11 protein-coding genes are annotated in these 12,548 nt (G+C 71.1%); 6 read left to right on the forward strand and 5 right to left on the reverse strand.

The annotated features are described in order from the left end of the window. Window positions 1-305: 305 nt before the first annotated feature. On the forward strand, window positions 306-677 hold the full coding sequence (locus tag ACZ3X1_RS23685) for a hypothetical protein (protein ID WP_362623741.1): 372 nt from the start codon (window positions 306-308) through the stop codon (window positions 675-677). A gap of 31 nt (window positions 678-708) precedes the next feature. On the opposite strand, the gene ACZ3X1_RS23690 is transcribed toward ACZ3X1_RS23685, so the two are convergent. Further along, window positions 709-1,083 (reverse strand): toxin Doc, encoded by a 375-nt coding sequence (locus tag ACZ3X1_RS23690; protein WP_467280863.1) that lies wholly within the window; start codon window positions 1,081-1,083, stop codon window positions 709-711. Between the two features lie 185 nt (window positions 1,084-1,268). On the opposite strand from ACZ3X1_RS23690, the gene ACZ3X1_RS23695 reads away from it, so the two are divergent. The 5 genes from ACZ3X1_RS23695 (at window position 1,269) to ACZ3X1_RS23715 (ending at window position 9,559) form a co-directional block, all read left to right on the forward strand. Further along, window positions 1,269-1,781, forward strand: coding sequence for a hypothetical protein (locus ACZ3X1_RS23695; RefSeq protein ID WP_467280864.1), 513 nt, complete (start codon window positions 1,269-1,271; stop codon window positions 1,779-1,781). 43 nt (window positions 1,782-1,824) lie between these two features. Further along, window positions 1,825-2,073, forward strand: a complete 249-nt coding sequence (locus ACZ3X1_RS23700) for a hypothetical protein (RefSeq protein ID WP_362623732.1) — start codon at window positions 1,825-1,827, stop codon at window positions 2,071-2,073. Window positions 2,074-2,569: 496 nt separating this feature from the next. Next, on the forward strand, window positions 2,570-3,724 hold the full coding sequence (locus ACZ3X1_RS23705; protein ID WP_362623729.1) for a hypothetical protein: 1,155 nt from the start codon (window positions 2,570-2,572) through the stop codon (window positions 3,722-3,724). A gap of 356 nt (window positions 3,725-4,080) precedes the next feature. Continuing rightward, on the forward strand, window positions 4,081-8,055 hold the full coding sequence (locus ACZ3X1_RS23710) for a bifunctional glycosyltransferase/CDP-glycerol:glycerophosphate glycerophosphotransferase (protein ID WP_467280946.1): 3,975 nt from the start codon (window positions 4,081-4,083) through the stop codon (window positions 8,053-8,055). Then, window positions 8,048-9,559 (forward strand): hypothetical protein, encoded by a 1,512-nt coding sequence (locus ACZ3X1_RS23715; RefSeq protein WP_467280865.1) that lies wholly within the window; start codon window positions 8,048-8,050, stop codon window positions 9,557-9,559. Before ACZ3X1_RS23710 ends, ACZ3X1_RS23715 begins: the two co-directional genes overlap by 8 nt. Here the strand turns inward: ACZ3X1_RS23715 and ACZ3X1_RS23720 are convergent. The 4 genes from ACZ3X1_RS23720 to ACZ3X1_RS23735 form a co-directional block, all read right to left on the reverse strand. Further along, window positions 9,543-10,499: an endonuclease/exonuclease/phosphatase family protein gene (locus ACZ3X1_RS23720; protein WP_390078648.1), complete on the reverse strand. Its 957-nt coding sequence runs from the start codon at window positions 10,497-10,499 to the stop codon at window positions 9,543-9,545. The genes ACZ3X1_RS23715 and ACZ3X1_RS23720 overlap by 17 nt on opposite strands. 25 nt (window positions 10,500-10,524) lie before the next feature. Beyond that, window positions 10,525-11,139 (reverse strand): AMP-binding protein, encoded by a 615-nt coding sequence (locus ACZ3X1_RS23725; protein ID WP_467280947.1) that lies wholly within the window; start codon window positions 11,137-11,139, stop codon window positions 10,525-10,527. Window positions 11,140-11,238: 99 nt separating this feature from the next. Continuing rightward, window positions 11,239-11,574 (reverse strand): hypothetical protein, encoded by a 336-nt coding sequence (locus ACZ3X1_RS23730; protein ID WP_467280866.1) that lies wholly within the window; start codon window positions 11,572-11,574, stop codon window positions 11,239-11,241. Next, window positions 11,571-12,530 carry a MerR family transcriptional regulator gene (locus ACZ3X1_RS23735; RefSeq protein ID WP_467280867.1) on the reverse strand — a complete coding sequence of 320 codons (960 nt, stop codon included), beginning with the start codon at window positions 12,528-12,530 and terminating at the stop codon, window positions 11,571-11,573. The genes ACZ3X1_RS23730 and ACZ3X1_RS23735 overlap by 4 nt, the downstream gene beginning before the upstream one ends. Window positions 12,531-12,548 lie beyond the last annotated feature (18 nt).

A 12,548-nucleotide genomic window follows, 5' to 3' on the forward strand; every position in this document is an offset into this window, starting at 1 on the left:
CCGAGGTGCATGAAATTTTTCATACTCTTGCTTACTCGACGGTATATATGTTTACTGGCGACGGCGCTCCTGATCCACCAGATGCCAAGGAGGACGACCCCACGTCCTCTCGAACGCACCGCGGTACGACGAACCTCCTCCTCACGTCGCGACCGCGGGTCGAGTCCAGGCTTTCGGATCCCGCAGAGCGCCCATGGCGGCCTCGGTCAACCCCTGGGCCGAGGCCGCCCCTCAAACGTCTCGACAGAACGTCTCGATCAGAGCTTCGACACCCCTCGGAAGTGACGAGAATGCCCCAGACGGCCATGTTTACGCTCAGCCCGGACTGGCCCATGCAGGTCAAGGCGCCCGGTACGCACGACTGGGAGCGCACGGCCACCCGATGGCTGCGGGACCTGCTCCCGGCCCGCTACGGCGGGTACCTGACGCTGACCCGTCACCACGCACTCCTCGCCCGGCACGTCCAGCTCCAGCTCCAGCACGAGATGCGGGCGGTACGCGCGGCCCTGCAGACCAGCCGCGCCGAGCTGCCCATGATGGGCATAGCCGAGTCGGTCATCGAGAACTCGATCAGGATGTACGCCCTGGAGCTCGAACAGCTGAGCCGCCTCGCCCGTGGCGCGCGGCTCGTCTCGGACGCGCTCCTGGTGGGCACACCCGCCCAGCGCCGGCGCTGACCGGCGCCGGGGGAACCGCCCCGGGCCGCCCTCAGGCCGGCTGCCACGAGCGCAGCCGGGCGGCGACGTCGAAGACGCTGACGCGCAGCATGCGGATGTCGGTGACGAGGGCGCGCCACTGCTCGTAGGAGGCCTCCACCGCCTTCCCGGAGGCCTCGATGTATGCGACGGCGACCCCGTAGGCGAAGTACTCGTTCGAGGTGGGCAGCGGCCGGAGCAGCACGATCGCGTCGAGCAGGGCGGCCGCGCGCCAGTAGGCGTCGGGTGCGTCCACCTCCAGGCTGGGCGTGTTGACCCGGTGCCGGGCCACGGCGGCGACCAGGGCGGAGTGGTCGGCCACCTCCACGTCCTTGAACAGCGCCTCCTGCCGCTCCAGCAGCCAGCGGTGATCGATGTGCAGTTCCACGCGTCCGAGTATCCCCGCCGCGGGCCCGGCCGTGGGGCTTTTCGGAACGGGCGACCGAAGGCGTACGCGGCACTGCGCCTCCGCACCGGAGCACGTCCCGCGAGATATGCCCGCGCAGAGAGGTTCCGCAGAGGGACTTTGCCTCCTACGGTCTGTGCAGCACAGTTCCGGGACCAGGAGGCAGCGTGAAGCGCGAGATCGACATCGACATCGACCAGCTGGTGACGGCGATGCAGGCGGTCGACGAGGCGGGGCGGCTCTTCGAGGAGGCGCTCGCCGTGTACGAGACCCGCGGCCTCAAGCGCACCGGGGACGATTTCAAAGTGGCGGGCGGGACCGTACAGACGCTCCAGGGCGCCGAGGAGATGGCCCTCGGCACCCGGAAGTTCCTCGCCGAACTCGCGCTGATCCTCGGCTACGCGACCGCGGGCGTCGAGGACCGCGTGGCCGCCCGCCCGGCGATCGCCCGGGCCGGTTTCGCCGGCATCGGCGGAGGCGGGGCGCGGATGGCACGCCCGCTGCTGGACCCCACGCTGCGGGGGCTGCAGCTGCTCCTCGGCGTCGACTTCTTCGAGCCCGCCTTCAAGGCCGAGATAGAAGAGGTCGTCCGCGCCGAGCAGGCGACCTACCCCGACCCCTCCACGTTCCGCATCCGTGCGTCGGCCGACCGCGCCGCCACCGTCGGCCGAACGCGCTGACTCCCGGGATGCCGGAGCGGGCCGGTCCGGCGAGGCTGGGGGTATGCATCATGCGCCCGTCGTCGTGCACCGGATCTTCCCGTCGGGAGGCCGGCAGGTGACCCTGCGGACCGCCAACCGGGAGGAGCCCCTCGGCCTGGCCCGCTCGGACGAGGACCTCATCGAGTTCCTGCGACGGGCGGGCATGCCGGACCCCGACGAGGTCGTTCTCGGCGGCACCGAACTGGTGGAGTGGGAGTCGGACACCCCGCACGTCTACGAGGCCGACCCGCCGACCGAAGACCTCCCCTGAGCCCGTCGCCCCACCGGACCGGTCGGCCGAACGGGCCGGGGTGGGCACCACCCCGGCCCGCCTGGCGCCCGTGCGCACAGCGGCACCGCCTGACCGGCGACGGTCATGCCGTTCCGTCCTTGAGAGGTGGCCGAACCGCTCGTCCAGGACGTACGGCCGTGCCGCCACGGGGGACCCGGGCGTTCGCGCAGTTCGCCCGTACGGCCGCGCTGTGCCGCACCCGCCGTCACCCGCGTCACCCCGCGCGTAGCGTTTCCGGGGTACTCCGCCCGGAGTACCCGCACGACGTCCCTCGGCTTCGCCGGCCCCGACCGGCCCCAACCGGCCCCGACCGGCGCCGGCGGCCTCCACCGTGGCCGCAGGCACGGGGGCGTCGGGGAGGAACCGGATATTCCGTCCCTCGCGCCGACGCGTTGGCGTACTGACGTACATTGTCCAACGGCCCGCCGGGCCGGGACGGACAAATAGGGCGAGTGTGGGCAGGAGTGGCCGGGACATGGCGCGACGCGGACGTGACGGAGCGGACCTCGGAGTCACCTCCGTCGAGCCCGCCGTCCCCGGCCCCGAGATAGCCGCGGCGGCCGACGCCGGGCACCTGGCCCCGGGTTGGCTGCGCCTCGGACGGGACGGGCGGCTGACCGCCTACGCGAGCTGCGCCGAGGGTCTGGTGCGCTGGACCGAGTCGGCGCCCGGCTCGGACGTGTGGCACGGGCCCGACCTCTTCCCCGTGGAGGGGTGGGCCGGCCGGTTCACGCTCGCCCAGGACTCCAGCGGTTTCGTCTGGTTCGTCGGCACCCGCCACCGCGAGGGTGCGCCGAACGGCCGCGAGCTGGTCCTGGCGGCCCAGTACCAGACCGGCCGGCCGCTCGGGGACTGGCGGCCCGTGGGCAACCCGTTCCCGGAGAAGGAGGAGGAGCCCCAGCCTCCGTACGGCGACCCGATCGTGCTGCCCGACGGCGCCGGAGCGCTCCATGTGCTCGCCACCCGCTTCGGCATCGGCGTGCGGGGCCGGACGCGTCGCGCGGACGGCATTTGGGACAATTGGCAGGATTATCAGGGCAAGTGGGTGCGCGGAGGCGTCGCCCCCCTCGTGACGGCCCAGGGGCGTGCCGAGTTCCTCGCACCCTTCCGCGGCGGAGCGTCGTACTGGGGTCAGGGCGGGCCGGGGGCCGGCTTCAAATGGCTCGGGCGCATGGAGGCCGACGCCGTCGAGGGGACCTACAGCTCCTGTGAGACGAGCCCCGGATCCGGCACCTACTTCTGGCGTCACCCGGCGGACGGCGGTGTCATCGCCTACCGCCCGCAGGCGCCTGCCGGAGCCCCGCACATGCTCATGCCGCTGGGCGGCGCCGGCGGTGTCGGCCCCGTGGGTGTCACCCGTACCCGTATCAACGGCTACGACTGCACGGTCCTGCTCCAGCGGGGTGCCGAGGGACACCCCGAGATCGCCGCCTACCCTACGGAGGGTGAGCAGTACGGCGCGTGGTGGGCGCCGGTGGGCGACCGCTGTGCCGGGGTGCCGGCAATCGCCCGTGACGCTCGCGGCGCGGTCACGATCGCGATGCTCGACACGGGCGGCGGACTGCGGATCGCCCGGCAGGACCTGGCGGACGCGGGCCTCTCCTTCGGGCCCTGGTGTCACGTGGGGTGACCTACCTCACCGGGCGCCGGGGCGCTCCAGCGCCGGAATCACTTCCCCCGCATACGCCCCCCCGACCGGTGGGTAGTTGACGCGTCCAGCACAGGTCGGATGTCATCACTCGTTCGCTTGAGTGAAGGTTTGGGCGGCTTGAGCGCTTGTGAATAGTTGCCCGGCGCTGAACAGTTGGCCTACGCTGCGCACACCCTGTGAAGGTCGGATAAATGTACGGTCACAGGCTGTGGGGAGGGTCGAGCGTGCGGGGAGCGGTGGTGACCAGATTCTGGGGCGGGTCTGGCGGCGCGCCGCAGCAACTCCCAACACGCCGTGAGAAGTGTGTCTACCGAGGAGTTTGCTGAGTGGCAGGTATGCCCCGCCTGAGCGTCGTCGTGCCCTTTCAGGACGTCGAGATCTATCTCCGGGAGTGCCTGGAATCGATAGCCAGGCAGACGTTCCGCGACCTTGAGGTGATCATGGTCGACGACGGCTCGACCGACTCCTCGACCGCGATAGCCGCCGACTTCGCCCGCCGCGACCCGCGCTTCCGGCTGCTGCGACAGCAGTCGATGGGGCCCGGCCACGCCCGTAACGTCGGCATCCGTGCCGCCCACCCCCAGGCGGAGTTCCTCGCTTTCGTCGACGGCGACGACGTCATACCCGAATACGCCTACGAGTTGCTCGTGCAGACCCTCGAAGCCTCCGGCTCCGACTTCGTCTCCGGCAACGTGCAGATGATGAACTCCACCAGGAGATGGCAGTCCCCGCTGCACAAGGCGCCCATGCGGGCCAACAAGCGCGGCACGCACATCACCAAGCTGCCCGACCTCATCTACGACCGCACGGTGTGGAACAAGTTGTTCCGGCGGTCCTTCTGGGACTACCACTACATCGCCTTCCCCGAAGGCGTCATGTACGAGGACTCCTGGGTCAACATGTTCGCCCACTTCCGGGCCGCCAAGGTCGACATCCTCACCGACATCGTCTACTTCTGGCGCAGGCGCGAAGGCGGTGCCGCACCGTCCATCACCCAGCGGCACACCGAGTTCAGCAACCTCCAGGACCGCGTCGCCGCCGTGCAGTCGGTCAGCCGCTTCCTCGCCGGCCACCGGGCGAGGTCCTACTCCGACCACAAGCGCAAGTACGATCTCGCCTGTCTGAAGTCGGACCTGATGCTGCACCTGAAGGTGCTCCCCGACGCCGACGAGGAGTACCGCGACGCCTTCATGCGGTGGGCGAACGACTTCCTGGACGAGGCCGACGCCGACATCATCCACGAGCTGCCCGCCGACGCCCGCGTCAAGTGGCTGCTCGTACGCGAGGGCCGCCTCAAGGAACTGCTCGACGTCGTCGAGTTCGAGCGCAAGGGCGGGCCGATGCCCGTCCAGCGCCGCTTCCACCGCTACCTCAACTACCCCTATCTCGGGGACCGTTCGGTGGGCATCGACAAGAGCGCCTACCGACTGGACAAGGAGCTCTCGCTGCACGGCTCGCTGAGCGGCGCGCAGTGGGACGACACCGACCACCTGATCCTCGAAGGGTCCGCGTACGTCCGCTTCATCAACGTGCACAAGCGGCACATGTCGATGAAGGCGATCGCGCTGCGCAACAAGAAGCAGGGCCGCGTGGTCGTCGCCAAGGCGAAGACCACCTACTACCCGCAGGCCACCGAGTACTCGAACCAGAGCCGGTACTGCTACGACTGGTCCGGATTCCAGGTCCGCTTCGACCCGACCCGCCTCAAGCGCAAGGGGGAGTGGGTCGAAGGGACTTGGGACGTGGCGGCCGGCGTGCTGAGCCGCGGCCTGTTCCGCTACAAGGGGATCGTCCGGGGCGGAGCCGGAAGCGCGGCCAACCCGCCCTACCGGTACGTGGAGAAGAACACCCGCGTGGTGCCCCTCTTCATCCAGGGGAAGCTCAAACTCCGCGTCGAGCGGGTCCGTTGCCGCATCACCCAGCACCGGATGGTCGGCGACCACCTCGAACTCCGCGGTGTCTACCTCGGCCCCAGGCTTCCCGAATGGGGCAAGTTCCGTGTGGCCAGCATGGGAGGCGCCGGCCGGCACGACGCGTGGGTGCAGTTCCAGCAGGGCGGCGAGGGCTGGTACGGCTTCGTGACCCGCATCCCGGCCAAGGCCCTCGTCCCCGGCCACCGTACGAACTCCTCCGACGGTGTTCCGGAGGCCTGGAACACCGGCGCCAACGGCTGGAAGACCACCCTGCACGTCGAGGGACGCAAGGCCCCCATCTACCCCGTCATGGCGGAGGAGGCCCCCGACGGCCACTACCGGGTGCCCGCCCGGCTGCAGACCGAGGGCGGGGACCGCGAGGTCTTCGTGCACCGCAACGGCTCCGGCTACGTCGTGCTGTTCGAACGCGACACCCTGCCGCTGGCCAAGTCCGCGACCTGGCGCCAGGACGGCTCGCTGGAGGTCGTCGTCGGCTACGCCGCGCAGGACAGGCTCGACGCCTCCGAGTACGCCACGGCGCACGTCGTCATACGCTCCCGTGCCCACGGTGCCGAGCGCGTCGTGCCCATCACCTGGCAGGGCAACGACTTCACCTTCGTCGTCACCCCCGCCGCGATGCGCACCCTGGCCGGGGACATACCGCTCGCCGCCGGCCGCTGGGACTTCTTCCTGCGCCGCCAGGACCCTTCGGCCGTCGACCCCGAGGACCGCTCCGGCGACCTCATGGTCAAGATGACGCAGGACCTGATCCCCACGCTGCCCCGCGACATGAGCAGCAACGAGCGGCGCTACGAACTCCAGGCGGAGGCCTACGACCGGCTCTCGCTCCTGGTCCACTCGGCGATGCCGGACGAGGCCCGCGGCCCGTACCGGCAGAAGCTGATGCGCACCAAGACCTACCCCGAAGCCCGGCGCAAGCCGGTCACCGCGGCCGTGCTCTTCGACGCCTTCAAGGGCACCCAGTACTCCGACAGCCCGCGGGCCCTGCACGAGGAGATGGTCCGCCGCGGCACGGACCTGGAGCACCTGTGGGTGGTGCGCGACGACCAGGTCGCGGTCCCGCCCACCGCCCGCCCCGTCCGCATGTGGTCCCCCGACTGGTACGAGGCCATGGGCCGGGCGAAGTACATCGTCGCCAACAACCACCTGCCCGACTGGTTCGAGAAGCGCGACGGGCAGGTCGTCGTCCAGACCTGGCACGGCACCCCGCTCAAGCGGATCGGCCACGACATCGAAGCCGTGCACTTCGCCGACAAGCGGTACCTGGAGCGCGTGGAGAAGGAGGTGCAGAACTGGGACATGCTGGTGTCCCCGAACAGCTTCAGCACCCCGATCCTCCAGCGGGCCTTCCAGTTCCCGGGCGAGATGGTCGAGAGCGGCTACCCGCGCAACGACATCCTGCGCCGGGCGGAGCCCGGCCGTGCCGCGCAGGTGCGCCGCCGCATCGGCCTGCCGCCGGGCAAGAAGGTCATCATGTACGCGCCGACCTGGCGCGACGACCAGTTCTACGCACCCGGCAAGTACAAGCTCGACTTCCGCATCGACCTCGACGACGCCAGGGCGCGGCTCGGCCACGACCACGTCCTGCTCGTGCGGCGCCACCCCAACGTGGTGGACCCGGTGCCCGGCGCGGGCGACGGCTTCGTCTTCGACGTGTCCGACTACCCCGACATGGCGGACCTGTCCCTCATCGCCGACGTGATGATCACGGACTACTCCTCCCTGATGTTCGACTTCGTCAACACCGGGCGGCCGATCCTGTTCTTCACCTACGACCTGGACCACTACCGGGACACCCTGCGTGGCTTCTACTTCGACTTCGAGCAGTCCGCGCCGGGCCCGCTGGTGTTCACGTCCCCCGAACTGATCGGGGCGATCCGCAACATCGACAGCATCCAGCACGGGTACGCCGCCCGCTACCGCTGGTTCCAGCAGGAGTTCTGCGACCTCGACGACGGCTACGCCTCGGCCAGGCTGACCGACCGCATCCTCGTCGCGGGCGGGGACCTCGACCCGGCGCGGGCCCAGGCGCCCGCCGTGGGCATGGCCGGCGTCCGCGCGCCGGGCCACCCGGGCCATGCAGGTCACCCCGGTCACGGCCATGCAGGCCATGCAGGCCATGCAGGCCAAGCGGGCCACCCGGGCCATGCAGGCCAAGCGGGCCACCCGGGCCATGCAGGCCACGCGGGCCACCCCGGTCACGGCCATGCAGGCCAAGCGGGCCACCCGGGCCATGCAGGCCACGCGGGCCACCCCGGTCACGGCCATGCAGGCCAAGCGGGCCACCCCGCCGGCCAGGCCGGCCCCTGGAACGGAGGCACCCTCGGCCAGGTGCCGCGCCAGCCGGTGAGAAGGATGGATTCCGAGCATGTCTGAGGCAGCCCAGAAAGCGCGCCGCGTCTTCAGCGGCGTGGACTCCTCCGGGGCGCTGCCCATCGAGTACAGGTTCTCCCACGCGCGGGGCGGCAACCGCCACCTGGTCGTCGTCTTCGCGAACCGCCACGCGACCGGTGGGTACGGCTGGGCTGACGGGCAGCTCGGGGAACTGCGGTCGAACATCCTGTGGGTGCGGGACCTGCTCGACGGCGCGAACACCTACCACCTGTGCAGGGGCATGGACTTCTCCCTGGAGCAGTCCGTCGCCGGCCTCGTCTCGCGCGTCATGAACGCACTGGCCCTCTCACCGGACCAGGTGACCGCGTTCGGCACCTCCGAGGGGGGCAGCGCGGCCCTCTTCTTCGGGCTGAAGTACGGCTTCAGGAACATCGTGGCCGGCTCGCCGCAGTTCCGCATCGGCACCCGCGTCAAGGAGGGCAACCCCGAGGCGGCAAGGGTGATGATGGGGGAGCCGACGGACCAGAACGTCCGCATCCTCGACTCGGTCCTGCCCGACCTCGTGGGCAGCGGGGCCAACCCGTCGGCCAACGTCTACGTCCTCACCTCCCCCCGGGACCCGCAGTACCAGCAACAGGTGGAGCCGTTCCTCGGGCACTTCCAGGGACGCGAGAACTTCAACTTCGTCTACAACGAGTCCCCCCTCATCACCGACGCCGGGAAGGTCACCCGGCACAACCTCCCCGCCCTCATGGGGCTGCTGAACCTCCTCGTCGACGGAATCGCCCCACGGATCGGGATGGTGCGCAACGGCTTCGAACAGCCGAAGCGGGACACGTCCGCCATCGACGCCTACCTCAAGCAGACCTCCCAGGTGCGGGGCGACTCCTTCCCCAAGCCGGTCGTGCACACGCCCGCACCGGGGGAACGGGTCCCGGCGAACGCCGTCCGCTTCACCGGCACCGCCGTCGGCGCCGTGCGCGTCAGCTTCTGGGAGGACGGCAAGTACCGCGGTACCGCCCCCGTCGCTCCCGACGGCACGTGGATCTGGGAGCGCACCGACCCCTGGCCCAAGGGGAAGCACGTCATCCGGCTCTTCGCCGCGGACGCGAACAACTACCAGACCAAGCGCTCCGAAGTGGCCTTCGTCGCAGGGGAGCACGCGGAGCGCACCTACGCGGCCACTCCCGCGTACGAGCAGACCGCCCAGCCGTCGATGCCGGCACAGCACCTCGCCCTGACGGTGACCGCGCCCTCGCCGCACCAGCAGGTGCCCGGTCCCGCCGTCGGCTTCGCCGGGTACGCTCCCGGCGCCGTACGCGTGGACTTCCACGAGGGCGGAGCGGCCCTGGGCGCGTGCGAGGTGCGGCCCGACGGCAGCTGGATGTGGGAGCCGGGCTGGCCCTGGAACGACGGCGACCACTTCGTCGAGGCCATCGCCGTGGACGCCGTCGGCAACGTGTCCCCCTGGGCGGCCGTCCCCTTCACCACGCTGGGCGCGTACCCCGTTCCCGCCCAGGGCGTCTACTTCAACTCGGCGTACTGACCCCGGAAACGGCGGGGGCCGTTTCCGGGGGGCGGCTCACCCGCATCACCAGGGGCCGGTGGTCCGACGCCTTGGTGTCCACCACCTCGCAGCCGGTGCGGGGGAGCGCGGTGAACAGGTAGTCGATCTTCGTGCCGTCCGTGTGGGTGGGGCGCGCCTTCCGGGAGCCGCCCTTCTGGTCGCACTCGCGGTACGTGGTGTACGCCTCCGGCGGCCAGATCCAGGCGGCCGTGTTCTCCTGGCCCGGCGGAGGGGAGTTGAAGTCCCCGCCGACGACCGTGCGCTCGTCCGTCGAGGCGGCGGCGAACAGCGAGCTGAGCTGATCGTCACGGAAATCCCAGTCCGGGTGCTCGTCGTCGCTGTCACGCAACGAGAGGTGCGCGTTGCACACCCGCAGTCCCTGGGCCGGGACGCGGGCGCACAGGACGCCCCGGTGCAGTCCCACCGTCGGCTGCTCGGTCGGGATCACCTCCACGTCCGTCAGCCGGGACGCGGCCAGCAGGGCGAAGCCGGCCCGCCCGCGTCCGCCGTCGGTGCACTGGATCGCGGTACGGGCGCCCGCCGCGTCCACGTTCGCGTACGGCTCGAAGACCGACTGCCACTCCGGGCCCAGGCGCAGCGCCGAGGACGACAGGTCGTCCGAGCACACCTCCTGCAGGAGCAGCACGCGCACCCCGGAGTCGCCGATCAGGTCGCGCAACTGCTGGAACTTGTCCTTCGGACCGCCCGTGTGCTCACAGCTCCACTGCCGCACACCGCACATGTTCCAGGTCGCGACCGAGACCTCGTCCGGCTTCCCCGGGCCCGAGCCCGCGCCGGCGATCGAGGCCGGCGCCTGGGCCGACGTACAGGCCACCGACGTCAACAGGCCGAGGGCCGTCGCCGTGCGGCCGAACCGGCGGCGGATCGATCGCCACCCGGTCTCCTTGTGCTTCTGCATTCCGACATCATTGGGTATCCGCCGGTCAGCCGCCGAATCGCCCCCCGTCCGAAGCCTTCCGGATCACGACCAGGTGGCCGTCGCGGGTGCGGCGGGCGAGGGTGCCGGTGCGGAAGTAGCCGTCGCTGGTGAAGGAACGGGCGTTGTGCTCGGGCGCCCGGTAGTAGCCGCGCACGGTGTACGGCCCGCGGGCGAGGAGCTCACCGGGCTCCCCGTCGGGCACGTCCCTGCCGCCGGTGTCGACGATGCGTATCTCGTCGTCGGGGGAGAGCGGGCGGCCCTGCGTGGCGAGCACGGCCTCGTCCGGGTCCGCGGGCCGGGTGAGGGTGAGCAGCCCCTCGGCCATCCCGAAGACCTGTTGCGGGCGGCAGCCCAGCACGGACGCGAGCCGCTCGGTGAGCCCCCGGTCCGGCGGCGCGCCGACGACCTGCACGAGACGCAGACTGCCCAGGCCGGTGGCCGCGGCCGCGGCCGCGAGCGCGTCGAGCCAGCGCCGGGCGACGGCGGGCACCACCGACGTGACGGTGACCCGCTCCCGGGCGATGGCCGCGAGGCACACCTCGGGTCCCGGGTCCTCGGCCAGGACGACGGTGCCGCCGACCGAGAGGGTGCCGACGATGCCGGGACCGCCGAGGGTCAGGTCGGACTAACCAGGGGCGCCCCTTGCCCTCGGCAGAACCCCCAACGAACCCTGCTGACCTGCGGGAACAGCCCGCGCCGGGGTGCCGGTGGCGGCGTTTCAGCCCACCGTCCAGGGCACCCGGCAGGTGTGCGGAGCCGATCCCTGCGGACACAGGGCAGTCAGTACGGCCTTGCGGACGGCCCGCCAAGTCCGTAGGGAACAACCCAAGTGGAAGACCAGTTCCACCGTTTGCCGTGATCCGGGGCTCTGGTCCGGATGTTCCGTGGCCCACTGCTCCGCCAGGAAGTCCAGCGAGTCGTCGGCCGTGTGCGCGACGGTCCCGTCGACGATCCGGGCGGTGCGGGAGCCCACGGCGTCCGCGACGAGGCCCATGGCCCAGGCCAGCCCCTGCTCGTCCGCGTACAGGCCGAGCCTCAGGCGTCGCCTCCTCATCGCACCGCCCCTTCGCGACGGCTGCCGGCGCCGGGGGCGAAGGCGGTGGTGAACCAGGGCCGGAGGGGTGCGAGGGTGGGGGAGACCGGCCAGCCGTTGACCGTCGCGAGGAGCCGCCAGTAGCGCGCGGCGTCCGGGTCGGCGGTCGTCCGGAGGCGGGCCAGGAGCCAGCGGCGCAGGTCGCCTCCGCCGGCCCGCGCGAACGCGTCGGCGTAGAGGGCGGCCGGCACGTCGGTACGGGGCGCGCCTTCGGCGGCGGCGGGCAGGAGGCCGGCGGAGACGGCTTCGTCCATGCGTTCGGCCATTGCCCGGTTGAGAGCGTCGTGCAGCGCGCCGACGTCCTGCCGGGACGGCTCCGCCGCCTGCTCCTCGGCCGTACGGCGCATCGTGGCACGGAAGTCCGCGTCCTGGCAGAGCGCGGCGAGCTCCACCCAGGCCTCGATCTGCTCGGGCGTGGGGTCGTCGGGGAGCTCGGGCACCGCGGAGCGCATCAGCGCCACGAACTCGGGGTTGGTGTCGAGACCTTCGAACGCGTCGTCGAGGAAGTCGGACACCAGTCGGCGTCGTTCGGCCCCGGAGAGCGTGGCGAGTCGGTGCATGAGGTCCATCTCCATGGTGGTGGGGCCGCTTCGGGCGACGGCGCGGAGCACCGCCCGGCGCAGGCGGAGGGTGCGTATCTGTACGTCCAGGGCGTCGGCGTGTGCTTCCGTGACCTCGGCCACGGACGCCTCCCGGTCCAGCACCCTGCGTACGGTCTCCAGATCGAGCCCGAGATCGCGCAGTGTGCGGGCCAGCTGCAGGCGGGCGAGTGCATCGGGGCCGTAGAGTCGGTAGCCGGCCGGGCTCCGGGCGGTGGGCGGGACGATGCCCCGGTCCGAATAGAACCGGATGGTCTTCACCGTCAGGCCGGTCCGGCGGGAGAGTTCTCCGATGGAGCGGAGTGTGTCGCTGTCCATGCCCCCAGATTGGAGTCT

It is taken from the genome of Streptomyces sp. NPDC023541, from assembly GCF_055559995.1.

Coding starts and splice junctions, on each gene's coding strand:
- ACZ3X1_RS23685 (WP_362623741.1), top strand. CDS start 306: ATGTTTACGCTCAGCCCGGACTGGCCCATGCAGGTCAAGGCGCCCGGT.
- ACZ3X1_RS23700 (WP_362623732.1), top strand. CDS start 1,825: ATGCATCATGCGCCCGTCGTCGTGCACCGGATCTTCCCGTCGGGAGGC.
- ACZ3X1_RS23705 (WP_362623729.1), top strand. CDS start 2,570: ATGGCGCGACGCGGACGTGACGGAGCGGACCTCGGAGTCACCTCCGTC.
- ACZ3X1_RS23710 (WP_467280946.1), top strand. CDS start 4,081: ATGCCCCGCCTGAGCGTCGTCGTGCCCTTTCAGGACGTCGAGATCTAT.
- ACZ3X1_RS23715 (WP_467280865.1), top strand. CDS start 8,048: ATGTCTGAGGCAGCCCAGAAAGCGCGCCGCGTCTTCAGCGGCGTGGAC.
- ACZ3X1_RS23720 (WP_390078648.1), bottom strand. CDS start 10,499: ATGCAGAAGCACAAGGAGACCGGGTGGCGATCGATCCGCCGCCGGTTC.
- ACZ3X1_RS23730 (WP_467280866.1), bottom strand. CDS start 11,574: ATGAGGAGGCGACGCCTGAGGCTCGGCCTGTACGCGGACGAGCAGGGG.
- ACZ3X1_RS23735 (WP_467280867.1), bottom strand. CDS start 12,530: ATGGACAGCGACACACTCCGCTCCATCGGAGAACTCTCCCGCCGGACC.